Origin of the sequence: Streptomyces niger, from assembly GCF_000718305.1 — a bacterium.
Taxonomy (GTDB): domain Bacteria; phylum Actinomycetota; class Actinomycetes; order Streptomycetales; family Streptomycetaceae; genus Streptomyces; species Streptomyces niger.
Genome location: NZ_JOFQ01000015.1, coordinates 51,833 through 75,995, shown reverse-complemented (window position 1 = coordinate 75,995; position 24,163 = coordinate 51,833). Strand labels below are relative to the sequence as shown.

Below are 24,163 nucleotides of genomic sequence, written 5' to 3'. Positions count from 1 at the left end.
TGTTTTCTGTCGATCGGTGCACGCTCGTGAAAGGATCCTGATGTCGCAATCGCCGTTCTATGACAGCACCGCTGACTACCCCCGCGACCTTGTCGGTTACGGGCAGGACGGGTATGACCCGAAATGGCCCGGGGGAGCGCGCATCGCCGTGCAGTTCGTCCTCAACTACGAAGAGGGCGGGGAGAACAATGTGCTCCACGGCGATCCGACGGCCGAGACGTTCCTGTCCGAGATGTTCAATCCCAGCCCCTACCCCGAGCGGCACATGTCGATGGACGGGGTATACGAGTACGGCTCGCGTCAAGGGGTCTGGCGAATCCTGCGGGAATTCGACCGGTTCAACCTGCCTCTCACCGTGTTCGGAGTCGCCACGGCCCTCGAACGCGCTCCAGACGTCACCGAAGCCTTCCTCGACCGTGGCCACGACATCGTCTGCCACGGACTCAAGTGGATCCACTACCAGGAGGTGCCCGAGGAGATCGAACGGGCCCACATGCAGCAGGCACTCGACATCATCGAGAGGCTTACCGGCAGGCGGCCGCTGGGCTGGTACACGGGACGGGATTCGCCGAATACCCGCCGCCTCGTCGTCGATGACGGACGGCTGCTCTACGACTCCGACTATTACGGTGACGACCTGCCGTTCTGGATGCTGGTGAAGAACTCCGACGGCGACAAAAAACCACATCTCGTGGTGCCCTACACGCTCGACTGCAACGACATGCGTTTCGGCCTGCCCCAGGGCTACAGCGACGCCGAACCGTTCTACCGGTACCTCCGCGATCAGTTCGACACGCTCTACGACGAGGGCGATCCGAATGGGCTGGCCCGCCCGAAGATGATGAGCATCGGACTGCACTGCCGGATGGTCGGACGCCCTGGCCGGCTTCCCGCCCTGCGCCGCTTCCTCGACTACATCACCGCCAAGGACGGGGTGTGGGTGGTCACTCGGGGCGCTATTGCCGAGCACTGGCTCGAGCACCACCCACGGCCGGAGTTGTGACCACCGGGGGAAGGGAGGCCGCCTGAAGAATCGGCGGAGTGGTGAGCAGCTCAAGTCAGACATGGGAAATGTTGCGCGCCGCGAGCACTTCCCGGGAGCGTGTGCATGCCCCGTGCTCGTGAGCCGGGGGCGGCCCGCGAGCACGGGGCATACGTACGCGTGGCAGGTGCGGCTGTGTGTCAGGCGTCGTGGAGGCCGGTCCTGTCGTGCAGCTTTCGGAGGGGGCGTGGGGCCCACCAGTTGGCGTGTCCCAGGAGTCGCATGGTGGCCGGGACGAGCAGGCCGCGTACGAGGGTGGCGTCGACGAGGACGGCCAGTGCGAGACCTGCGCCCAGCAGTTTCAGCAGGCTGAGCTGCGAGGTGGCGAGTGCGGCCAGGACGGTGGCGACGACGAGGGCGGCGGCGGTGATGAGCCGGCCGGTGTGGTCGATGCCGAAGACCACCGCGCGGGTGTTGTCGGAGGTGACCAGGTACTTCTCACGGATGCGGGAGAGAAGGAAGACGGTGTAGTCCATGGACAGCCCGAAGGCCACGCAGAACATCAGGATGGGGACGGTGACCTCGAGCTGCCCGGTGTGGACGAAGTCGCCGACCAGCCACTTGAGATGACCGTCCTGGAAGACGTGGACCATCGCGCCGAACGAGGCAGTCAGGCTGAGCAGGTTGATCACCAGTGCTTTGAGCGGCACCACCACACTGCCGGTGAAGAGGAAGAGCAGGGCGAACATGCTCACGGCGATCACTGCGGCCGCCCAGGGCAGACGGTCCCCCAGGGTGGCCTTGGTGTCCACCAGGGAGGCGGCCTCACCGCCCACGAGAGCGGGGGAGGGGGCCGGGATCTGGCGTACGGCACGGACGTGGTCCTCGCCCTGGGCCGAGTTGGCACCCGCATCGGAGATCACCGACAGCCCGGTGCCGCGGTCGTCGTCACGGGCGGCGTAGGCGGCCGAGGCCGCGCCCGGCGCCGCCGTGCGCTCGCCCTCGGCCCAGGTGCCCGCCGCGCTGTCCACCCGTACGGTGTGGGGCAGTTGGGAGAGCGTGCGCGCGTAGTCGGTCAGTTCCCGCTGCTCCGCACGGGGGTCGAGACCGGGCATGACCACGGTCACCGGTGAGGTGGCAGCCCGGTCGAATTCGCTGCGGACGGATTCGGCCGCGAGCTGGGCACTGCTGCCGCGCGGCAGGATCCGGTCGTCGGTGAGGCCGAAACGCGCATGTCCGAAGGGCAGTGCCAGCAGTACGAGAAGAGCGGCCACGCCTGTGCCGGCCAGCACGGGACGGCGCATCACCCCGGTCACCAGCCGGTGCCACACGCTCGCCTTGGCCGAGCCGGGACCGGAGCCGGCGAAGCGGCGTCGCAGTGGCGCGAACACATCGAGTCGGTCGATGCGCCGGCCGATGAGGGCGAGTATCGCGGGCAGGATGAGCAGGGAGGTCAGGGCCGCCAGGACGACCACCGCGATACCGGCGTACGCGAGGGACTGCAGGAAGTAGACGGGAAAGACCAGCAGTGCGGCGAGGGACAGGGCGACGGTGAGCGCGGAGAAGAGCACCGTACGCCCCGCGGTGCGCAGACTCTCGGCGATGGCCTCCCGCACCTCGCGCCCCCGCGCCAGCTCTTCGCGGTAGCGGGTGACGATGAAGAGGCTGTAGTCGACGGCCAGTCCGAAGCCGAGCGCGGTGGTGACGTTCATCGCGAACAGCGACACGTCGGTGAACCCTGCCAGCAGGCGCAGCACCGCGAGCGTTCCCACCACGGACACCACGCCCACGAGCATGGGGAGGGAGGCGGCGACGAGGGAGCCGAAGGCGGCCAGCAGGATGAGCAGGGTCAGCGGGGCCGCCAGGAGCTCCGCGCGGGTGAGGTCCTCGTCGCTCTGCTTCTCCAGCAGATGGTTGACCGGAGCCTGCCCGGTGACGGTGACCTCGATCGGCCCGCGCTCCCCGGTCAGTTCGGGGACCAGTTCCTTTGCCGTACGGGTGGCGCGGTCCTCGTCTCCGGCGAGTTTGACCAGCACCAGTGCCTTACGGCCGTTCTCGGAACGCAGCGACGGGTCGTGTGTGGTCCAGAACGACTGCGCGAAGACCACACCGGGGCGCGAGGCAGCATCCCGCGTGAGGGCGCCCCCGGCCTCGGCGACCGAGGCGTAGCCCACCGGTAACCTCGCGGAGACCAGCAGCACCATGTTGGGCGCGCCGGCGTCGAAGCGGTCGGCCAGTATTCGGTCGGCCCGGGCGGACTCGGACTTCTCCGGGGTGTAGCCACCGTTGCGCAGGTGTTCGACCACGCTCGAACCGAACCCGGCCGCGGCCACGGTCACCGCCGCGACCAGCAGGAAGACGGGCACTCTGCGACGCGCCAACAGGCGCGCGACCGCTGCCAGGCGGCCTGACGCGGGCGGTGGCGACGGCTCTTCCTCGGAGGGGTGTGAGCGCGGGTGCGCCGAAATCGTCATGGCTGCTCCACTCAGTGCATCCGGTGGCGTGCGTTTCGTGACCGCAGGCCGGCCCGACCGCGTTCGCAACTGCAATGTGGACGGTCTTACCCCTCACACTGCAAGTGGTGGCACAGGCCTGAATGCACCCAGTCCGCCCATTCTTGAGGAGTCCAGCCACGCTCGGAAACCAGCAGGTTGTACAGCTCAGGGCCGAGCAGGCCGTAGCTGATGTCGGCGGCCCGCTCGGGGGTGAGCCCGGAAGGCAGGGGCTGCTTTTCTGCGAAGGCTTTGATGAAGTGCAGTTGCACCTCGAAACGCTGTTGTTTGTTGCGCTCCCACAGCGTGGCGATCTCCTCGTTCGACAAGGCCGCGTTGCGCAGCACCTCCAGCAGGCCCCCGACCCGCGCGTAAATCTCCCGTGCGCCCTCGACCTGGTGACGCAGCTGTGTGGACACATCCGCTGCGCCCATTGCCTCGCGAGCCCACTGGCGCTCCAGTGTGGGGATGGGCTCGTCGTCGCCGGCGACGCGAACGTCCACGAGTTCTTTGAGGATCGTCTGCTTGTTGCCGAATTTGAAGTAGACGGTCTGGATCGCGACCCCCGCCTCGCGGGCAATGGCCTCGATTGTGGTGCCCTCGTACCCGTGGGCGATGAAGAGCCGAAGTGCCCCTTCGAGCATCCGGTTCCTGGTTTCCTTCGCCTGCCGCTTCCGGGCTCCCTGCTGTACTGCCATGAGGCGTCACCGCCAGTCGTTGTAGTTGCAATCTAAAGCAGGACTCTATTCGCCATTGCCTCTTTTCCGTTGGGCCTCACGTGCAGAAATGCTTCTGACCACCCGCCCGTTACGAGACGTGCTCGGAGGCGGAGGAAGGGGTCTCGGGCCCGGTCTTCGCCGCTGCCCCGTCGGCCGGCGCCAACAGCGTTCCGTCCACGGCGGACGAGCCACAGGCCGACCATCAGGCCCGCAAGGGCGATGGCCGCGGCGGCGAGGAAGGTGAGGCGGTAACCCTCGTGCAGCGATACCGCTTCCGGGCCCGAGGAGGCGTTCGTATGCTGCTCCGCCAGCGCTGCCAGGACAGCGACTCCGAGCCCGGCACCGATCCGCTGAGCGGTGTTGACCAGGCCGGAGACGACGCATGTCTCGTGCTCGGCCACCGCCTTGACGGCGGGCAGGGTCGAGCCGACGAAGACGGCAGGCAGACCGACGGCGAAGAGCAGCGCTCCGGGAAGGTAGTCGGTGACGAAATCCGCGTCGACCGGCATCCTGCTCAACAGGGCCAGGCCGAGGGCCATGAAGCCCATGCCCAGGGTCAGTACCGTGCGGGGTCCGAGCCGGGCCAGCGCCCGGGGAACGGCAAAATGTGAGACCAGAAGGTTCCCGATGGCGATCGGCAGCACCGCGAGGCCGCCCAGCAGGCCGGCGAAAGCGTCGAGACGTCTTTCGGCGGCGACCGTGACGACGTAGACCAGCAGCAGCAAGGCGCCGGTTCCGGTGACGATGCCGGGCAGGTCGAGCCGGCTTCGTGCGGCGGCCGGGGAGCGTGCGTCGTCGCCGGGCAGCAGCCGCCCACCGGCCATGAGCCCCGCTATCCCGATCGGCACATTGATCAGGAAGATCCAGGGCCAGCTGAGCAGCTCGACGATCAGGCCACCGAGTACGACACCGCCGGCCGCGCCGACAGCGCCCATCGCACTCCACCAGCCGAACGCCCGGCGGTAGGCGGCCGGTTCCGTGAACATCGCGGTGAGCAGCGACAGTTCGGCAGGTACGAGGATGGCCGCTCCCACCCCCTGCAGAGCCCGTGCAGCGAGCAGTAGCCACGGCCGGGCCGCCATCCCGGCGAGCAGCGAACCGGCCGTGAAGACCACAAGACCCGCCTGGAAGAGCCGCCTTCTGCCCAGGACGTCCGTGGGCCGGCCCGCACCCAACTGGAAGCCGCCGAACGTCACCTGGTAAGCGGTGCCCACCCAGGCCAGCCCGACGACGGTCATGCCCAACGCGGCCCCGATGGCGGGCAGCGCGACGTTGACGATCGACACGTCAAGAGACACCACCAGTTCCACCGAGGTGAGCAGTAACAGTGCCCCCTCTTGCCGTGTAGCGGACCTGCCATGACTCCCCCTCGGTCGAGGTGAGTGAGCGGTGCATCCGGTGACTGGAGTGAAACACTAGAGTGGGACTCTAGTCAAATCGTGAGGAGCCCTTTCCGAGCAGGCGGCGTCCGCCGGAAACCACCGATCATCGGCCGACGGCGGCCGCCGGGTGACCGCGCACGCCCGGGGCCCGGACCGGATCCTGGCACGGTGTTCTCCGACACCGACCTGGAAGAGTTTTTGCACCGGGGCCAGGCCGGGATGGATGACCCGGCCGCCGTGCTAGGACGAGGTGGATCGCTGTGGGGAGCGGAGTACGAGCAGGGTGATCTCGCTGGGGGCGAAGACGCGGAAGGGCGGGCCCCAGAAGCCGGTGCCGCGGCTGGTGTAGAGGAGGGTGCGGGTGCCGTGGTGGCTGAGGCCGGCGAGGGCTGGTTGGTCGAGGCGGACCAGGTGGTGGAAGGGCCAGATCTGGCCGCCGTGGGTGTGGCCGGAGAGCTGGAGGTCGACGCCGTGGGCTGCCGCGCGGTCGATGAACTTGGGCTGGTGGGCGAGGAGGAGGACGGGGAGGTCGGAGTCGGCGCCGTCGAGGGCTCCGGCGAGATGGGCGCGGTGGCCCGCCAGTCCGGAGGACTCGGCGGTGACGTCATCGACGCCGGCGACCACGAGGGTGTCACCGCCGCGTTCGAGCAGCAGATGGCGGTTGCGCAGCGGCTCCCAGCCCAGCTCGTCCATCAGGTCGACCCAGCCCTGGGCCTCGCTGTAGTACTCGTGATTGCCGGTGACGTAGACCCGGGCCCGAGTCGCCTGCACGGTGCCCAGTGGGGCGGCCTGGGCGCGACGGCGTTCGGCCGTGCCGTCCGCGATGTCGCCGGTGTGGCAGACCAGGTCGGCTTCCAGGGTGTTCACCGTCTCGCAGACCCGTGCCGACCATCGGGTGCGGTCGAGCGGACCGTAGTGGGTGTCGGTGATCAGGACGACTCGGGTGCCGTCCAACCCGGCTCCCAGACGCGGGAGTTGCACGTCGAGTCGGCGCACGCGTGGCACGCGTCGGGCCTCGGCGTACCCCCAGGCGAGCAGCACGGCGGATACGCCGAGGACGGCCCAGCTGACGATGCGTGCGCGATCCTGTCCGTCACCGACGCCGGCCACGGTCAGGGCGGGCCGCAGCAGGGCGCCGAGCAGAACGGACCAGGTGAACAGGGTCCATATGCTGCCCAGCAGCGTGTCACCGACGATCGCCGCCCGGTCCTGCTGGCGCCGACCGTGGCCGCGCACCATCGCGAGCGGCATACCGATCAGGCCGAGGGCGAACAGTGTGGTGCCGATCAGTGTGACGGGGAGCGGCCAGTGCTGGCCGGTGTGCAGCAGAACCCAGCACGGCACGGCCCACAGCAGGACGGGGGCGATCAGGGGGAGGTAGCGCATCAGGCGCCGCAGCCGACTTCGTGGCGCCTCTTGCTCTTCACCGGCGACGGATCGGGTGGTGCTGGTCTCGGCCACGTTTTCCCCTCCTGAGGTGCTGTCCGGCGGATCGTATCCGTAGAGGATCCGGGGGTGGCCACGGCACAGTCGCCGTGCCAGCCATCTGCCCGTGGCCCCGACATGATCCGCGGCCCCTGCCCTGATCCTGCTCGGGCCCCAACTTCCAGAGCCTCCCGGAGAGCCCATTGTCCGCTGTCGGGGAAAGGGCCGTTCGCGGGCACATCGTCGGCTGGGCCGACGACTGGGGCGACATCCCTGACCACCCCTTCGGAGCCGTGCGCGGCCTGGTCCGGTCACTGGGACGGACGAGTCCAGGGCGCACCAAGGGCGGCGGCCCAGCAGCGTAGGCGGAAGGTACACCCCTTCTCGGACCCTGGAGGTCCTGTGCAACGTCAACGCCTCGTGTCCTTCGCCGTCGCGGTCGTGACCGCGGTCGGCCTGGCCCTCACTGCCGCGCCCGGTGCGTCCGCCGATCCCTACGCCGATCCCGTCGACTCGCTCCAGTGCATCACTGGGGGCGGACATCTCGTGACCAACACCTTCACCCGTGAGACTCTCTGCAAAGGCGGCATCTACAACGGAGCGAGCGTCTTCCCGTTCCCGATGGGCGCTGCTCACATGGCGGAATGATCCCTGGTCACGCCTTCGGTCGCCCGGTCACCCGGCCGGGCGGCCGGGCGACCGAAGACGTATCGGAGGGCTCCGGTGGAGAGACGCACCGCGGTCCCGCAGACCGAGCAGGGCGCGGTGCGCCGGGGCAGGCATTCGCGGGGGAGCAGGGGCAGCTCACCGGCCCCGGAGGCGCGCGGGGTCGGGGTCCAGCAGGTGCAGGTCGGGAGGGGAGGTACCGGGGGGCTCGTAGGTGGATCCGATGGCCTGTGGGAAGCGCAGGACGCGGGTGGGGTCGACCCGCCGTTTGACGGCGACCAGCCGGTCGTAGTGCGGGCCGTGGTACGCCGTGCGCCAGCCCGTCAGCAGCGGATCGTGCTGGTTGACGTAGGCGCCGGTGCTGTGGGGCCGCAGCGCCTCGCCGAAGTCGTACGCCCAGGTCACGTTCGCTCGCGCGGCGGCCTCGTCCCGCCAGATGGACTTCAGCTCGTAGATGGATCCGCTGCTGCGGTGCGGGTAGGCGCCTGCTTCCGGGGCTGTCGCCATCCGGCCCCCGGTGTGGACCCAGAGCAGGAAGGACTCCGGCGAGGGGGAGCGGGGCATGAAGTCGCAGACGGTGTTCACGAAGTCCGGGGTGAAGGCCCGGGCCGGCAGGACGCCGGAGCGGATGTAGGCGAGCCGGTGCGCGACGGCGGACGCGGCCCCCACCCGGGCCTCCCAGTCGTGCAGGGGCGCCGTCGCCGACCATGCCCGAAGTGGTCCGGCGGTCAGCAGAGGGCGCAGCAGCTCGGTGGCCTCCTCGCGGGCGCCGTCGTGAATCACCGTGACCGTCATGGCCCACAGCCGCCGGGTGCGTTCGTGAGTGTCTCGCCGGTTGCTGATGTGGAGGTACGCCGCCAGTGTGTCGGGCAGTGCTGCGGTCCACTCGCCGTACAAGGGCAGGATCTCCGGTGCCCGCCGCAACGGGAAGACGATCTGGCCGCCGAACATGTGTTCCGTTCGTGGTCGGTGCAGACGCAGTTCCACGGCGGTGACGACGCCGAAGTTGCCTCCCCCGCCGCCGCGGCAGGCCCAGAACAGCTCCCGGTCGGCCGGGCTGACGGAATGCTCTTCGACACGAGCGCGGGCCCCGTTCGCCAGGACCAGTTCGATCGCGGTGACATTGTCACTGCCGAGGCCGTGCGCGCGTGAGGTGAAGCTCAAGCCGCCGCCCAGCAGCGCGCCCGCCACCCCCACCTGCGGGCTGCTGCAGCCGACCGCGATGAGCCCCTGACGGTCGCCCCTCAGGTGAGGGTGGATGTCCTGCCAGCGGGCCCCGCCGCCGACCCGGACGGTCTGCCGGTCGGCGTCCAGCCGTACGCCCCGCATGGACGACATGTCCAGGACGACGCCGGTTCTGTTGAGGCAGTATCCGGCGGTGCTGTGGCCACCGCCCCGTACGGTCAGCGGCAGGCCCTCGTCCCGCGCGAATCGCAGGGTCGTCCCGATGTCGTCGGCCGACCCGGGGCGGACGGTACAGGCGGGGGCGAGCCGCACTCGGCCGTTGTCGACGCCGGGAACGCTGCCCAGGCCGAGCACCCGGCCGGGCAGCGCGCGGCGCAGGGCATCCAGGAACGGCGGGCCCGTCATCGTGGGCTGTTCGTCCGGTCGAGTACCTTCCGCAACACCCGGGCCAGCCGCACCTCGTCACCGACGGCCCAGAAGTGGGTGAAGTACAAGGAGGGGCTGATGTCCAGGAAGTGATTGTGCAGGCTGACCACGGTGATACGAGCGGCACGCAGGGCCCGGAGGACGGGCTGAACCTCTTGCTCCCGTACGGCGATGTCCCCGTTGGCCAGTGCCCGGCCGTCCGGCAGGGGTTGGAAGCGCAGTGAACTCGCCGGGCCCGGGAGGGGAGGCAGCACCCTGCGGTGGTGGGCGAAGGTGTCGCGACGCGGGGGCTCCAGTACGTAGGTACCGAAAAAGGAGGAACCCTTGTAGCCCAGGGCGGCGTTGATCCCTGCCGTGTCCAGGCCGGTCACCGGCCGCCCGGCGGGCACCGGGGCCAGGGGCGTGCCGGTGGCGCGCAGGACGGACATGAATCCCCGGGCGAGCGCCCCGGCGCCGCCCATGCCGTCGAAGTGCAGCCACCACAGGGCGGGCCGGGACGCGAGCAGGTGCTTGTGGATGCCGTGCTGGGCGAAATTCCCAGCCTGGATGGCATCGATCACCGGCTCCAACTCCTGCTCGGTCACCACCAGATCGCCCATCATCATCACCTGGCCGTCGGCGTACACGGTGAACGCGGCGAAGTTGGAGAGGTCGGTGCCGAGGGCCAGTTGCACCCCCAGGCTGGTGACGGAGAGGTCGCTGCGAGGAAAGAAGACCCGGTAGGTGAGGTTGTCCGGTGTGATCTTTCCCGGCCGGCCGAGGATGTTCCCCACCTCGTCCCAGTCGGCGGACGAGGTCGGTACCGGACGACCGGTGTCCGGCCCCGGCGCGTGGTGCCCCGGTACGGCCTGCGGCTGTCCCACGTGCCCGCGTACGGCCTCCGGAACCCGATCGTGCCAGGCGGCCGTGCTCACCGTGGCGAGGGACAGGACGGACGCCAGCAGCAGCCCGCCCCAGCGGATGCCGGTCCTCGTCGTCATCGCCCGGCCGATCGGACCGCTGCCGGACGAGGACCGACCCGGATGACACCGGCGTTCCTGTCCTGAACGGCCATCTTCAGGTACCAGATCCACCCGAAGGGCACCAGTACCAGCCCGTTGACCACCGCGTAGAGGGGATAGCACAGCAACGTCCAGTCCAGGTGCCGCCGGTCGCACACCGCCAGCATGCCCGCGTACACCAGGTACACGGACAGCAGCGGCCAGCTGAACGCCACGACGGAGTGCCACCGCCACGGGGTCAGCGCGATGGTGATCCCCAGGCCGTACGCCAGCACGCCCGGATGCCGGAGCAGCACGAAGGCGTTCACGCCCAGTACCCGGAACTCGCCACCGGCCCACGCAAGCCGCTGGCGCAACCACGGGCCCAGCTCGTCCGGGACGGTGGTCAGCACCTCGGTGCGCAGATGCGTGGAGGTGTAGCCCAGTGCGTCACCCAGCAGGCCCATCTCCACGTCGTTGCCCTGGAAGAACAGCGAGTGCCGCTCCATGATGGCGAGGTGCGCCTCGGTACGCGCGATGTGGCAGGCCCCGGAGACCATCCACGGGTGGGTCATCCGACGTCGCATGGCCAGTCGGTATTCGTGCCTCTGCAATCGCAGGAGCAGCCCGGGCGCACCGGTCGGGACCAGCCGTACCGAAGCGAAGTCCCGGCCACTGTCCCGGAAGGCACCCATCAGCAGCTCCAGCGGCTCCTTGGTCACGGTGTCCGCATCGATGCAGACCTCGTACGGGGCTCGCACGATGCGCAGGGCCTCCCTGATCAGACAGTCCCGTACCGTCCCGGACACCCGGCGACGCGCGCCCGTCACCCGCCCGGCCTCCCGGACCTCCTGGCGCATCACCCGGAAGCCGTGCGCACGAGCCACCGACATCAGACCGGCGTAGAACTCGTCCGTCTCGGAGTCGGTGGTGCACAGCAGCACGCGACTGCCGTAGGGGCGCAGGAACTCGACGTTCTCCAGGTAGGAGATGCTTCCGTAGATCGGCACCAGGACCTCGAAGTCCTGGCAGGGCCTCGTCCACGGCCCGATGTCGACGAGGCGCTCCCGGTCGGCGAACAGCGGCGTCAGCAGATCGATGGCCGCCACCGCAGCGGGGAGCACCACCACGGCGATCAGCAGGGCAGCCGGCACGATCGGTCACCACTCCGCTGCTGCGGCCGGGGCGGTAGTCATGGTGCGCTCCGGGTGCACCGCGACCGGAGCGGGGGTGGCGCCACCCGGTTCGGGGATCAGCTCCCGCCGGATCCGGGGCGGTTCCTTCCGCGGTGCGGTGGTGCCGGTCCGTGGTGCGGTGGTGCCGGTCCGTGGTGCGGTGGTGCCGGTCGGTCGGAGGGCCGCCCACGGTGCCGGTGTCGTGGTGCCGGCCGGTGGCGCAGGGGGCTCGGCCGGTAGCCGGTAGGTGTCGCAGAGCTCGCCGAGCGTGCGGATGAGCGCCTTACGGTGTCCCTGCTCGGCCGCGGCCCGCAGTTCGTCCAGCCGCTGGGCCAGATCCGGCCGTACCGGCTTCAGGCCGAGGTTCCAGATGCGCGGGTGAGCGGTTGGATTGCGCAGCTCCTGGGTTCCGACGAGTTCCTCGCGCAGCTTCTCGCCCGGCTGCAGGCCGGTGACCCGGACCGGTGGCACGCTGATGCCCTGGAGGGCGGCCAGCCGCTCGACGAGCTGGATGATCCGGACGGGTTCGCCCATGTCCAGTGAGTACACCTCGCCGTGTGACGCCATGGCCGATGCCTGGATCAGCAGGGACACGGCTTCCGAGACGGTCATGAAGAACCGGGTCGCCTCGGGGTCGGTCACCGTGATCGGCAGTCCACGCCGCAACTGCTCCAGTACGGTGCCGAGGAAGGAACCACGGCTGCCCAGGACGTTGCCGAAACGTACCGAGGCGAACGCGATGCGTCGCGCACCCTGCGCCGCACCGGCCCGTAGGACCTCCTCGGCCAAACGCTTCGTCGCCCCGAGCACCGAAGCCGGATCGGCGGCTTTGTCGGTGGAGACGAGGGTGAATCGTTCGACACCCGTCTGCAGTGCGGCATCGACCAGGTTCCGCGTGCCCAACACGTTGGTCTTGACCGCTTCGGCCGGGTTGCGTTCCAGCAGTGGCAGATGCTTCAGCGCAGCGGCGTGGTAGACGATCTCCGGCCGGGTCCGCCGGAAGAGCCGTTGCATCCTGGCCGCATCCCGGATGTCCGCCAGCAGAGCACGGTCGTTCTCGTGGAACCCCCTGCCGCTCAGCGCCAGCACCGTGCTGTGCAGGGCGCACTCGTCCTGGTCCAGCAGGAAGACCGGGCCCGCCCCGCAGTCGACGGCTCTGCGCGCGAGGGCGCTGCCGATGGTGCCGCCGGCCCCGGTCACCAGGACCCGCCTGCCGCGCAGCAGGGACTCTTCCTCGCCGGTACGAAGAGGCCAGGACGGTCGGGCCAGCAGTGTCTCGGCGTCTGGTGGTCGACAGGGTTCGGCGGCACGGGAAGGAGTCGTCTTCGACACAGTCAGTCCTTGCACCTTGTCGTGCACCGCTCTCGGACAAACCCGTGAAGAGCTGGTGGCCCGCTCCGGAATGTGGGGAGCCGACAAGGCCGACCAGTAACCCGCGCCCCGAGCGTATAAACGGCCTGATTGCGTGTCTGGCCCAGCGGACGACGGACGATCTGCCCGAAGGCTCCCGTCTTTCCTTTGGCATATTTTCTTGACATGTAGGCAGGTTGAGGCCATGAGCCACCTCGGAGCGGTCCGGCGGTGGCCCCATGACGGAGGCATGTCGGCCGACATGCCTCACTCAACCGGCCCGCCCGGAAACTGCACTCGCGTTCGAGTGCCGAACGATCGTTTGCCCCTCCTCTCGCGCGATCGGCGGCGCAGGGGTGTGCAGGCCCTCGGCGAGCGCCCTGCCGGTACCTCCTACGGGCGTCGGGCGTCGGGGGCCAGCGCCGAGGGGGTGAGGGGGTGAGGGGGCGAGAGAGTCGAAGCTGTGGCGGTGGTGGCTCCGGAACGGGAGGATCACAACCACGCCGGCGACGCGTTGCGGCCCTTCGACAGGCGCTCGACCTGAAGCCCCCTCAAGGTGCCCGCGATGACAGGCAGTTCGCCCGGGGCATTCGAGCCAGGCCGAGCGGTGGGTCAGCCGCGAACCGGATGCGCTGCGGCGAAGCGAAGCGACGCGCTCCGACCCCGCAACCAGTGAGCAATGACGTGCCCACTTCTTGGAATCACGTCGCTCCTCGGCCCTGGCCTTCATCGCCGCCGACGTCACCACATGACCCGAGCTCATGCGGCACATCGAACCGGTGTGCGCTCGCCCGCCCTCGAACCGGCCGCTGTTTCCACGGCTTGGGTCACAGCCGTCGCCACGACCGGTAGGACCGTAATCGACATCCTGCGCAGGCGCAGGCGCAGGCGCGGTGCGCCGTTCGTCGCGGACTGCGCCTGCCGGGTACATCCCGGCAGGCATGCCTGGGTGAGCGAAACAGTTTCGAAGTATTGACCGAATGATGCAGAGGGGTTGACGCGCCTCGGGTGCTGTCAACGATGCTAAGCGTCCGAAGAATCGAAGTGCGTTCGAGATAACGAACAACTGGACGGCAAGTCCCCTGTCTGACCTCGATGCGGCAAGGAGTACCGCATATGTCATGGACTCGTCATTCTGTGAATCGTCGTGCGGTACTCGCGACGGGTACCGGCCTGCTGGCAGGAAGTGTGCTGCCCGCTGCGACGGCCGAACAGGCATCCGCAGCACAGCCCGCGGCGCATTCCCCAGCCCTGGCCACGACCTACGCCAACCCCGTGCTCTGGCAGGACTTCGCGGACATCGACGTCATCCGCGTCGGCGACACGTACTACTGCTCGGCCTCGACCATGCACTACTCGCCCGGCGCGCCGATCCTGCGCTCGTACGACCTCGTGAACTGGGAGTTCGCCGGTCACTCGGTGCCGGTGCTGGACTTCGGTGCCAAGTACGACCTCCAAGGCGCCCGCGGCTACGTCCGGGGCATCTGGGCATCGTCACTGGCGTACCGCCCGTCCAACCGGAAGTTCTACTGGGTGGGCCAGATCGACTTCGCGAAAAGCTACCTCTACACAGCCTCCTCCGTAGAGGGACCCTGGAGCCGGCTGACCACGATCGGCACCGCCTACTACGACGCGGGCATGCTCGTCGACACCGACGACACCCTCTACGTGGCGTACGGCAACACGGCCATCCATGTGGCACAGCTCTCCGCGGACGGCCGCACCCAGGTCCGTAGCCAGCAGGTGTTCAGCACCCCGTCCAGCATCGGCACCCTGGAGGGCTCCCGTTTCTACAAGATCAACGGCAGTTACTACATCTTCCTGACCCGCCCCGCGAACGGCCAGTACATCCTGAAGTCGACGAGCGGGCCCTTCGGTCCCTACACGCTCCGGCAGGTGCTGCTCGACCTGCCCGGTCCGGTCGCCGGCGGTGGCATTCCCCACCAGGGCGGGCTCGTGCAGACGCCGAACGGGGCGTGGTACTACATGGCTTTCGTCGACGCCTACCCCGGCGGCCGCATCCCCGTCCTGGCCCCGGTCACCTGGACCTCCGACGGCTGGCCCGTCGTCCAGCTCGTGGACGGCGCCTGGGGCGGCTCCTATCCCAGCCCCGCCGTGCCCGCTCCGCCTCGCCCGGTCGAGCCGATGACGGGCGTCGAGAACTTCACCGGTACGTCCCTGGCGCCCAGGTGGGAGTGGAATCACAACCCCGACAACAGCAAGTGGTCGGTGGGCAACGGTCTCACGCTGAGCACTGCGACCGTCACCAGCGACCTGTACTGGGCCCGCAACACTCTCACTCACCGCATCCCGGGACCGACCTCCACCGCGACGGTGCTGCTGGAGTACACCGGGATGCGGAACGGGGATCGGGCAGGTCTGGCCGTGCTGCGCGACTCCTCCGCCTGTATCGGCCTCCTGCGCAACAGCAGCGGCACCCAGGTGGTCATGGTGGACGGTCTCACCATGGACGCCAACTGGAACACCACCGGCACCGGCACCGTGCGAGCGAGCACCGGCGTCTCGGGCAGTCGGATCTGGCTTCGCGTGAAAGCCGACATCACCCCGGGTGCGAACCGCACCGCCAGGTTCTCCTACAGCACCGACGGCGCCGAATTCATCCCGTTAGGACCCGCCTTCACCCTGAACAACGCCTGGCAGTTCTTCATGGGCTACCGCTACGCCCTCTTCAACTTCACCACCGGGGCTCTCGGCGGCTCCGTCCGGATCACGCGGTTCGAAGTAACCGCCCCCTGACCTCCTCGTCCCCGCACCCGTCTCGCGCCGCGAGGCGGCAGGACCGCGAATTCAGGAGAAACCACATGGCTACAGGCAGGAAGAGACGCGAAGGCGTGCTGTGGCGTTGGCGACGAAGCACGATCGGGATCACCGTGACGGCGCTGCTCGCCGGCCTGTGTCTCGCCCTCACCGCGACGCCGGCGTCGGCGGCCTCGGTCGACACCAGCGCCTGGTACGTGCTGGTCAACCGCAACAGCGGCAAGGCGCTGGACGTCACCGACCGCAATGCCGACAACGGCGTCGGACTGCAGCAGTACACCCGCAACGACGGCGCCTGGCAGCAGTGGCGCTTCGTCGACTCCGGGGACGGCCACTACCGGTTGCGTTCCCGCTTCACCGGCAAGGTCCTCGACGTGTCCGCCCAGTCGACGGCCGACGGGGCCCGCATCCAGCAGTGGGACGACGCGAACGGGACCAACCAGCAGTTCTCCCTGGCGGATTCCGCCGGCGGGTACGTCCGCCTGATCAACCACAACAGCGGCAAGGCCGTCGAGGTCGCGGGCGCCGCCACGGCCGACGCCGCGGCCGTCGACCAGTACGCGGACCAGGGCGGAATCCACCAGCAGTGGCAACTGGTCAAGGTGGGGACCGTCTCGAACTCCCTGCCGTCGTCGTACTCGTGGGTGTCGACCGGGGTACTGGCGGGCCCGCAGTCGAACTCCTCCCACAACCTGGTGTCGATCAAGGATTACTCGGTCATCCGGTACAACGGCAAGTACCACGTCTACGCGACCACGGCGAACACGTCCGGGGGCTGGAACCTGGAGTACTTCAGCTTCGACAAGTGGGCCAACGCCGCCTCGGCGACCCAGCACTATCTGGACTCCTCCGCCATCGGCACCGGTTACCGGGCCGCGCCCCAGGTCTTCTACTTCGCCCCGCAGAAACTGTGGTACATGGTCTACCAGACCGGCCCGCCCACCTACTCCACGACGACCGACCCGTCCAACCCCTCCTCCTGGTCGGCCCCGAAGACCTTCATCGCCTCGGAACCCGATGTGGTCAGGCAGAACAAGGGCAACGGCGGATGGATCGACTTCTGGACCGTCTGCGACAGCGCGAACTGCTACCTGTTCTTCAGTGACGACAACGGGCACCTCTACCGCGCCCAGACCACGCTCGCGAACTTCCCCAACGGGTTCGGCAACACCACGCTCGTGATGTCCGACTCCAAGTACGCCCTGTTCGAGGCATCCAACGTCTACAAGGTGTCCGGCACGAACAAGTACCTGCTGCTGGTCGAGGCCATCGGATCGAACGGCCGCTACTTCCGTTCCTGGACCTCCACCAGCCTCACCGGCGCCTGGACCCCGCTCGCGACCACCGAGAGCGCGCCGTTCGCCGGCAAGGCCAACGTCTCCTTCAACGGTCCCGCCTGGACCGCCGACATCAGCCACGGCGAGATGATCCGCTCGGGCAACGACCAGACCCTGCCGATCGACCCCTGCCACCTGCAGTACGTCTATCAGGGCCGGGACCCGAGTTCCAGCGGCGACTACTCACAACTGCCCTACCGCATGGGGCTGCTCACCCAGGCCAACTCCACCTGCTGACCCGAACGGGCAGCAGGAGCAGCTGCCGCACCGGCCAGGAGCGCGTCTCCGCCGGTGCGGCAGCGGCCTGTGACTCGTGCATTCCGAGGCGGTGGGCGCGCCCAAGGCATTCCGCGCAACCTGCCTCGGAATGCGGGCGCGAGATGGCTCGAAGAGCGGAAAGGGGCGAAAAACTTTCGTTCCGTCACCGGGATTGTTTCGGCCGCTCTCCTGCTCCAGGATTCACGCAAGCCCCTGGCTGCTCGCTTGAAACGCCGCACCTGCCGTCATTGCGCATGTTCCGCATGCTCACTTCGGCTTTCGCCTTGTCAGGCGCATGACAAGGCCCGGCCAGGCAGGCCGCTTTCCGCAGAAAGTTCTCGACCCCTCACCATCGAAAAGAGGTCCGTCATGAACAGCAGAGCCTCCGCCATCGTCCACCGGGTCCTTGCGCTCGGCACGACGGGTTTGCTCGCCGCAACGGGCGTCGTCACACTCTCCGGCTCGGCGCAGGCCGCGAGCACCCTCGGCACGGCGGCAGCCGCCCAAGGCCGCTACTTCGGTACGGCGGTGGCCGCGAGTCACCTCGGGGAATCGCCGTACGTCTCCACACTGGACGCCGAGTTCACCTCGGTGACACCGGAGAACGAGATGAAGTGGGACGCCGTCGAGAGCTCACGCGGCTCCTTCACCTTCGACGCCGCGGACAGGATCGTCGCGCACGCCCAAGGCAAGGGCATGAAGGTTCGCGGCCACACCCTGGTCTGGCACTCCCAGCTGCCCGGCTGGGTGGGCGGTCTGTCCGCCTCCGACCTGCGTAGCGCCATGAACAACCACATCACCAAGGTCATGCAGCACTACCAGGGCAAGATTCACTCCTGGGACGTCGTCAACGAGGCGTTCCAGGACGGCAGCAGCGGGGCGCGGCGCAGTTCCCCCTTCCAGGACAAGCTGGGCAACGGCTTCATCGAGGAGGCGTTCCGCACCGCCCGGGCCACCGATCCCAACGCCAAGCTCTGCTACAACGACTACAACACCGACGGCGTGAACGCGAAGTCCAACGCCGTCTACGCCATGGTCAAGGACTTCAAGCAACGCGGCGTCCCCATCGACTGCGTCGGCTTCCAGAGCCATTTCAACAGCAACTCCCCCGTGCCGTCCGACTACCGGCAGAACCTGCAGCGCTTCGCCGACCTCGGGGTCGACGTGCAGATCACCGAGCTGGACATCGAGGGCTCCGGCTCCGCGCAGGCCACCAGCTACGGCAACGTGGTCAAGGCGTGTCTTGCGGTGTCCCGCTGCACCGGCATCACCACGTGGGGCATCACGGACAAGTACTCGTGGCGCAGCAGTGGCACACCGCTGCTCTTCGACGACAACTACGGCAAGAAGCCGGCGTACGACGCGGTGCTGTCCGCGCTCGGTGGCACGAGTGGCGGCGATGGTGGTACCCGCACCTGCACCGTCTCCTACGCGAAGCAGGAGCAGTGGGGCGACCGGTACAACGGCAAGGTGACCGTGACCGCCGGATCGTCCGGGACCAGCGGCTGGAGCGTGCCGGTGACCGTCGCCTCGGGGCAGAAGATCTCCGCCACCTGGAACGGCACGCCGAGCTGGGACAGCACGGGGAACGTCATGACGATGACGCCGAACGGCAACGGCAGCCTCTCGGCCGGCGCCTCGACCAGCTTCGGGTTCACCGTCATGACCAACGGCAACGCCGCACCGCCCACCGTCGGCGCGTGCACCGCCTGGTGACGCACACCGCGCCCGCCGTGGCACGGCGGTGACCAGCCGGCCCGGGTGAGTGGCACGCCCCCTCACCCGGGCCCTGGCCTGGTCACCCCGCTGCTACCCGTCGACGCCTCCGCACCGCACAAGGCGGCCCTGGTCGACCCGGCCTTCCCCACGATCACCGTTACCCGCGCCTTCACCGGACGGCCCACCCGGTCCGGGCCGGGCATGCACGGGGCCCGAGAAATCCCGTGCAAATCTGGCGGGACCGCATGTTCGTCGCGGCCGGCGCGATGTTGCTCATCCATCTGCTGCTGTACCGGATCGAGCCCGCTCCGGACGAGGGGTACGGCGGTCGGGCCCACTTGGCGGCTCACATGAGACGCCGAGTGGGCCCGAGTCGGAACGCCGCCTCGTGGCGGTGGCCGGTCGGCAGGCAGTGACAGGGAGCAGGCCGGGCGGCACTCGGCAATGCGGGCGCCGCCCGGTTCCGCATCAGGACAGAGGCGCGCCGCTGCCCGCGAGGACTTCCGGGCGCAGCAGGGCGGCGAGCTTGTCGGCCGGGAGCAGCCCCTTCTCCAGGACGAGTTCGGCCACGCCGCGGCCGCTGACGAGGGCCTCCTTGGCGATGTCGGTGGCGGCCGTGTATCCGATGTGCGGGTTGAGGGCGGTCACCAGGCCGATGGAGTTCTCAACGGTCGCGCGCAGTTGCTCCGTGTTGGCGGTGATGCCCGCCACGCAGCGTTCGGCGAGGGTGAGGCAGGCGGCGCGCAAGTGCGTGACGGACTCCGAGAGGGAGTGCAGGATGATCGGTTCGAAGGCGTTGAGCTGGAGCTGTCCGGCTTCGGCGGCCATGGTGATGGTGACGTCGTTGCCGATCACCTCGAAGGCGACCTGGTTGACGACCTCGGGGATCACGGGGTTGACCTTGCCGGGCATGATGCTGGAACCGGCCTGGACCGGCGGCAGGTTGATCTCCGCGAGGCCCGCACGCGGGCCGGAGGAGAGCAGGCGCAGGTCGTTGCAGCTCTTGGAGAGCTTGACGGCGATGCGCTTGAGCACGCCGGACATCTGGACGAACGCGCCGCAGTCCTGAGTCGCCTCGACCAGGTTGGCGGCGGTGACGAGGGGCAGGCCGGTGATGTCGGCGAGGTGGCGGCGGGCCGCCTCCGCGTATCCGGCGTGGGCGTTGAGGCCCGTGCCGATTGCTGTGGCGCCGAGGTTGATCTCGTGTATCAGCTCGACGGCCTCGGCGAGCCGGCTGCGGTCCTCGTCGAGCATCACGGCGTACGCCGAGAACTCCTGCCCGAGGGTCATGGGGACCGCGTCCTGGAGCTGAGTACGGCCCATCTTCAGCACGTCGCGGAACTCGACCGCCTTGGCGGCGAAGGCGTCCTGGAGTACGGCCATCGCTTTGAGCAGACCACGCACCGCGAACGCCGTCGCGATCTTGACGGCGGTCGGGTAGACGTCGTTGGTGGACTGGCCGAGGTTGACGTCCTCGTTGGGATGCAGGTGCTGATACTGCCCCTTGGCGTACCCCAGCAGCTCCAGCGCACGGTTGGCGACGACCTCGTTGGCGTTCATGTTGGTCGAGGTGCCGGCGCCGCCCTGGATGACGTCGACGACGAACTGGTCGTGCAGCTTGCCGTCGCGGATCTCGCGGCAGGCGGCGACGATCGCGGCCGCCTTCCGGGGCTCCAGCAGGCCGAGTTCCTCGTTGGCGAGGGCGGCGGCTTCCTTGACGGTGGCCAGGGCGTCGATCAGGTGCGGGTAGGCGGAGATCGGGGTGCCGGTGATGGGGAAGTTCTCCGTGGCGCGCAGGGTGTGGACGCCCCAGTACGCGTCGGTGGGTATCTCCCGGTCTCCGAGCAGGTCGTGTTCGCTGCGGGTGGCGGCGGTCATGGGTGGGCGGTTCCTCTTCTTCGAGGTGAGTGAGTCGGGCTTATGAGATGGCTCAGTCGGGCTCGTGAGGGGGCTGAGTCGGGCTCGTGAGGTGGGCTGAGCCAGGTGCTTGACCTGTGTCGGGTCAGGGTCACGCGGGGGTGGCGACGGCCCGGGGGAGCAGATCGGGGACCGGCCGTACGCTGCCGACGGGCCGGCCGCCGCCGAGCATCAGCTCCCCGGCGAACGCGGTGAGGAGTTCCGGTTCGACGCCCGCGTGTGCCAGGGCGGCAGCGGCGACGGGTATGCGCGCCCGGTTCGCCCCGTCGGCGATCTTCACGGCGATGGCGCTGCCGTCCGGCAGCGCGGCGACCTGGACGCCCTCGAAACCGTCCTTGGCCAGCAGTGCGGGAACCGCGCGCATCAGCGCGGCGACGTCCCGTCCGGCGCCGGAGGCCATCTCGGGGTACTCGCGCATGGCGTCCGCCACTCGCGCCTCGGGGGTGCCGGTCGCGGCGGTGGTGATGCGGGCGGCGGCGCGGGCGAGGCCGTGCAGGGAGACGGCGAACAGCGGGGCGCCGCAGCCGTCGATGGTGACCTGCGCGATGCGCTGGCCCGTGAGGTCCTCGACGGTCTCGGCGATCGCGGTCTGGAGCGGGTGGTCGGGTGCGAGGTAGCTCTCCAGCGGCCAGCCGTTGAGCAGGCAGGTGTAGAGCATCGCGGCGTGCTTGCCGGAGCAGTTCTGGGCGAGCCGGGAGGCCGGGCGGTGCTCGCGGACCCAGCCGTCCCGGACGGCCGGGTCGTACGGCAGGTCCGGGACGTTGCGCAGGTCGTCCTCGGTGGCGCCGGCGAGATCGAGGATCCGCCGGGTTCCGGCGAGGTGACGTTCCTCGCCGGAGTGGCTGGCCGCGGCGAGCGAGAGCAGTTCGCCGTCGAGCGGGAGCCCGGCCCGCACCATGGCGACGGCCTGAACGGGCTTGAGGGCCGAGCGCGGGTGGAAAGCGGTCTCGATGTCGCCGAGGTGGAAGCGGACTTCGCCGTCGGAGCCGAGTACGGCGACGGAACCGTGATGGAGGCCCTCGATCACGCCGCCACGGAGGACGTGGGCGACGGGAGCGTGGCGGGGTTCGCGGATGGCGGGCGCGTCCGCGAGGGAACGGGAGTCCGCGAGGGAACGGTTCTGCAGGGTGTGCATCAGTGTCTCGATCATGAGTGTCGAACATGGGCCGGTTTGCCGTGACCCGTGACCGGTCCGCGGGTCACGCGTCGGTCCCGGTGGAGGTGCGCCCGATGCGGCCGCGGATGCCGTACCAGCCCGCGACCAGCGCTGCGATGATCAGCGGCAGGCACAGCACGGTGGTGCGGCCGGCGCCGCCGTCTGCGTACATGAGGACCAGGACGGAGGCGAGGAAGGCCAGCGTCACGAGTTCGGTCCAGGGGGAGCCCGGCAGGCGGAAGCCGGGGCGGGTCAGCTCGCCCTTCCGGGTCTTCTGCCAGAAGAGCAGATGACAGAGCATGATCATGCCCCAGGTGGCCAGGATGCCGATCGCCGCGAAGTTGAGCACGATCTCGAACGCGTCGGCGGGGACCACGTAGTTGAGGCCGACGCCGAGGACGCAGATGCCGCTGGTGAGCAGAATGCCGCCGTACGGCACCTGGCTGCGGCTCATCCGGGCGGTGAACCGCGGCGCCGAGCCGCTGACGGCCATGGAGCGCAGGATGCGCCCGGTGGAGTACAGGCCGGAGTTGAGCGAGGACATGGCCGCGGTGAGCACGACGAGGTTCATCACGCCGCCGGCCGCCGGGACGCCGATGCGGGACAGCACGGTCACGAAGGGGCTCTCGTCGGCGCTGTACGCGGTCCAGGGCAGCAGCATCGACAGCAGGACGACCGAGCCGACGTAGAAGAGACCCACCCGCCACATGATCGAGTTGATCGCCTTCGGCATGATCTTCTCGGGGTTCTCGGTCTCCCCGGCCGCGACGCCGACCAGCTCGACGGAGGCGTACGCGAAGACGACGCCCTGGATGATCAGCAGCATGGGCAGCAGGCCGCCGGGGAAGATGCCGCCGTGGTCGGTGATCAGGGCAGGGCCGGGCGTGGTGCCGTCGACCGGTTGCTGGGTCACCAGCAGGAAGATGCCGATACACATGAAGATCACCAGTGCGCTGACCTTGATGATGGCGAACCAGAATTCCAGTTCGCCGAAGATCCGCACCGAGATGAGGTTCACGGTGAGGACCACGGCCAGGGCGATGAGGGCGATCACCCACTGCGGAATGTCGGAGAACATGCTCCAGTAGTGGGTGTAGGTGGCCACGGCGGTGATGTCGGCGATGCCGGTGGTCGCCCAGTTGAGGAAGTACATCCAGCCCGCGGTGTACGCGCCCTTCTCGCCCATGAACTCCCGGGCGTACGACACGAAGGCGCCGGAGGACGGGCGATACAGGACCAGTTCGCCGAGGGCTCGTACGACGAGGAAGGCGAAGAGGCCGCAGACGGCGTATGCGAGGAAGAGGGACGGTCCGGCGTCGGCGAGCCGGCCGCCGGCGCCGAGGAAGAGGCCGGTGCCGATGGCACCGCCGATGGCGATCATGTTGACGTGCCGGGACTTCAGGGACTTGCTGTAACCCGCGTCTCCGGCGTCGATGTGGCCGGGGGAGGGGTGGGACGTGTGGCCGGACGAAGGGTCGGACGTGTGGCCGGACGAGGGGCGCGTCTCGCCTTTGAGATGCTGTTCGCTCACGCCTCGGGTCTGCCTTCCGTAGGTATGTCCGTACGTGTGGGGCGCACGATGTCGGTGAGGGTGGTGTCGACGCGGTCGAGATGGTGGGACATGGCCGCCACCGCGTCGTGCTCGGAACCGTCGATCAACGCCTCGACGATCGCCCGGTGCTCCTGGTTGGACCGCTCGCGCCGGCCGCCCAGCTCGTTGAGGAACGCCGACTGACGCGCCAGCGCGTCGCGGATCTCCTCGATGACCCGGCGGAAGACCGGGTTCTGAGCCGCCTCGGCCACGGCGAGGTGGAAGAGGCTGTCCATCGCGACCCACGCGGTCGTGTCCGTCTCCCGCTCCATCCGGTCGAGGAGGTGGGACAGGTGGTCCAGGTTTTCCGGGGTGCGGCGCAGTGCCGCGTACCGGGCGACCGGAATCTCGATGTGGCGGCGTACCTCCAGCAGGTCGCTGGCCGCGTAGTCGCCGAAGGTGGGGTCCTCGACGGTGGTCGCGACCACGAAGGTGCCCCTGCCGGTCCTGGAGACGGTCAGGCCCATGGTCTGCAGGGCCCGGAGGGCCTCGCGCAGCACGGGCCGGCTGACCTCCAGAGTGCGGCACAGCTCCGCTTCGGAGGGGAGCTTGTCACCGATGGCGTAGTCGCCGCGTTCGATGGCGCCGCGGAGGTGGGCGAGCACCGCTTCCATCGCGCTGACGC

17 protein-coding genes are annotated in these 24,163 nt (G+C 69.0%); 5 read left to right on the top strand and 12 right to left on the bottom strand.

Annotated features, from left to right (window positions below):
* The first annotated feature begins 40 nt into the window (after positions 1-40).
* Positions 41-1,003: an allantoinase PuuE gene (gene puuE, locus IF20_RS26665; protein ID WP_052867889.1), complete on the top strand. Its 963-nt coding sequence runs from the start codon at positions 41-43 to the stop codon at positions 1,001-1,003.
* 179 nt (positions 1,004-1,182) lie between these two features.
* Here puuE and IF20_RS26660 read toward each other — a convergent pair whose 3' ends face one another.
* From IF20_RS26660 to IF20_RS26645, 4 genes are all read right to left on the bottom strand, one after another.
* Positions 1,183-3,348, bottom strand: coding sequence for an MMPL family transporter (locus IF20_RS26660; protein WP_199896752.1), 2,166 nt, complete (start codon positions 3,346-3,348; stop codon positions 1,183-1,185).
* 194 nt (positions 3,349-3,542) lie between these two features.
* Positions 3,543-4,172 (bottom strand): TetR/AcrR family transcriptional regulator, encoded by a 630-nt coding sequence (locus tag IF20_RS26655; protein WP_110944576.1) that lies wholly within the window; start codon positions 4,170-4,172, stop codon positions 3,543-3,545.
* A gap of 32 nt (positions 4,173-4,204) precedes the next feature.
* Complete coding sequence (locus IF20_RS26650; RefSeq protein ID WP_199896751.1) at positions 4,205-5,491, bottom strand: MFS transporter; 1,287 nt, start codon at positions 5,489-5,491, stop codon at positions 4,205-4,207.
* A 324-nt stretch (positions 5,492-5,815) separates the two neighbouring features.
* Complete coding sequence (locus IF20_RS26645) at positions 5,816-7,036, bottom strand: metallophosphoesterase (RefSeq protein ID WP_052867886.1); 1,221 nt, start codon at positions 7,034-7,036, stop codon at positions 5,816-5,818.
* 366 nt (positions 7,037-7,402) lie between these two features.
* On the opposite strand from IF20_RS26645, the gene IF20_RS26640 reads away from it, so the two are divergent.
* Positions 7,403-7,648: a hypothetical protein gene (locus IF20_RS26640; RefSeq protein WP_199896750.1), complete on the top strand. Its 246-nt coding sequence runs from the start codon at positions 7,403-7,405 to the stop codon at positions 7,646-7,648.
* Positions 7,649-7,804: 156 nt separating this feature from the next.
* Here the strand turns inward: IF20_RS26640 and IF20_RS26635 are convergent, their stop codons facing one another.
* The 4 genes from IF20_RS26635 to IF20_RS26620 are packed head-to-tail and all read right to left on the bottom strand — an operon-like array spanning position 7,805 to position 12,764.
* On the bottom strand, positions 7,805-9,256 hold the full coding sequence (locus tag IF20_RS26635; protein ID WP_052867884.1) for an FAD-binding oxidoreductase: 1,452 nt from the start codon (positions 9,254-9,256) through the stop codon (positions 7,805-7,807).
* Positions 9,253-10,257, bottom strand: coding sequence for a DUF1259 domain-containing protein (locus IF20_RS26630; RefSeq protein ID WP_052867883.1), 1,005 nt, complete (start codon positions 10,255-10,257; stop codon positions 9,253-9,255). The genes IF20_RS26635 and IF20_RS26630 overlap by 4 nt, the downstream gene beginning before the upstream one ends.
* Positions 10,254-11,411: a glycosyltransferase family 2 protein gene (locus tag IF20_RS26625; RefSeq protein ID WP_052867882.1), complete on the bottom strand. Its 1,158-nt coding sequence runs from the start codon at positions 11,409-11,411 to the stop codon at positions 10,254-10,256. Before IF20_RS26625 ends, IF20_RS26630 begins: the two co-directional genes overlap by 4 nt.
* A 6-nt stretch (positions 11,412-11,417) precedes the next feature.
* Positions 11,418-12,764, bottom strand: a complete 1,347-nt coding sequence (locus IF20_RS26620) for a polysaccharide biosynthesis protein (protein ID WP_199896749.1) — start codon at positions 12,762-12,764, stop codon at positions 11,418-11,420.
* A 1,134-nt stretch (positions 12,765-13,898) separates the two neighbouring features.
* Here IF20_RS26620 and IF20_RS26615 point away from each other — a divergent pair.
* The 3 genes from IF20_RS26615 to IF20_RS26605 all read left to right on the top strand — a co-directional run bounded on the left by IF20_RS26615 (position 13,899) and on the right by IF20_RS26605 (position 18,871).
* Complete coding sequence (locus IF20_RS26615) at positions 13,899-15,539, top strand: glycoside hydrolase family 43 protein (RefSeq protein ID WP_052867880.1); 1,641 nt, start codon at positions 13,899-13,901, stop codon at positions 15,537-15,539.
* Positions 15,540-15,604: 65 nt separating this feature from the next.
* Positions 15,605-17,134 (top strand): non-reducing end alpha-L-arabinofuranosidase family hydrolase, encoded by a 1,530-nt coding sequence (locus IF20_RS26610; protein ID WP_110944573.1) that lies wholly within the window; start codon positions 15,605-15,607, stop codon positions 17,132-17,134.
* 390 nt (positions 17,135-17,524) lie between these two features.
* Positions 17,525-18,871: an endo-1,4-beta-xylanase gene (locus IF20_RS26605; RefSeq protein ID WP_052867879.1), complete on the top strand. Its 1,347-nt coding sequence runs from the start codon at positions 17,525-17,527 to the stop codon at positions 18,869-18,871.
* Between the two features lie 471 nt (positions 18,872-19,342).
* Here the strand turns inward: IF20_RS26605 and aspA are convergent, their stop codons facing one another.
* The 4 genes from aspA to IF20_RS26580 all read right to left on the bottom strand — a co-directional run bounded on the left by aspA (position 19,343) and on the right by IF20_RS26580 (position 24,152).
* A complete protein-coding gene (gene aspA, locus IF20_RS26595; protein WP_052867877.1) occupies positions 19,343-20,752 on the bottom strand; it encodes an aspartate ammonia-lyase in 1,410 nt (469 codons plus the stop codon).
* Between the two features lie 130 nt (positions 20,753-20,882).
* Positions 20,883-21,941, bottom strand: a complete 1,059-nt coding sequence (locus IF20_RS26590) for an asparaginase (protein WP_234426826.1) — start codon at positions 21,939-21,941, stop codon at positions 20,883-20,885.
* Between the two features lie 49 nt (positions 21,942-21,990).
* On the bottom strand, positions 21,991-23,478 hold the full coding sequence (locus tag IF20_RS26585) for an amino acid permease (RefSeq protein ID WP_110944571.1): 1,488 nt from the start codon (positions 23,476-23,478) through the stop codon (positions 21,991-21,993).
* Positions 23,475-24,152: a FadR/GntR family transcriptional regulator gene (locus tag IF20_RS26580; protein ID WP_052867944.1), complete on the bottom strand. Its 678-nt coding sequence runs from the start codon at positions 24,150-24,152 to the stop codon at positions 23,475-23,477. The genes IF20_RS26585 and IF20_RS26580 overlap by 4 nt, the downstream gene beginning before the upstream one ends.
* Positions 24,153-24,163: the final 11 nt, after the last annotated feature.

Coding starts and splice junctions, on each gene's coding strand:
- puuE (WP_052867889.1), top strand. CDS start 41: ATGTCGCAATCGCCGTTCTATGACAGCACCGCTGACTACCCCCGCGAC.
- IF20_RS26655 (WP_110944576.1), bottom strand. CDS start 4,172: ATGGCAGTACAGCAGGGAGCCCGGAAGCGGCAGGCGAAGGAAACCAGG.
- IF20_RS26635 (WP_052867884.1), bottom strand. CDS start 9,256: ATGACGGGCCCGCCGTTCCTGGATGCCCTGCGCCGCGCGCTGCCCGGC.
- IF20_RS26630 (WP_052867883.1), bottom strand. CDS start 10,257: ATGACGACGAGGACCGGCATCCGCTGGGGCGGGCTGCTGCTGGCGTCC.
- IF20_RS26615 (WP_052867880.1), top strand. CDS start 13,899: ATGTCATGGACTCGTCATTCTGTGAATCGTCGTGCGGTACTCGCGACG.
- IF20_RS26610 (WP_110944573.1), top strand. CDS start 15,605: ATGGCTACAGGCAGGAAGAGACGCGAAGGCGTGCTGTGGCGTTGGCGA.
- IF20_RS26605 (WP_052867879.1), top strand. CDS start 17,525: ATGAACAGCAGAGCCTCCGCCATCGTCCACCGGGTCCTTGCGCTCGGC.
- aspA (WP_052867877.1), bottom strand. CDS start 20,752: ATGACCGCCGCCACCCGCAGCGAACACGACCTGCTCGGAGACCGGGAG.
- IF20_RS26590 (WP_234426826.1), bottom strand. CDS start 21,941: ATGATCGAGACACTGATGCACACCCTGCAGAACCGTTCCCTCGCGGAC.
- IF20_RS26580 (WP_052867944.1), bottom strand. CDS start 24,152: ATGGAAGCGGTGCTCGCCCACCTCCGCGGCGCCATCGAACGCGGCGAC.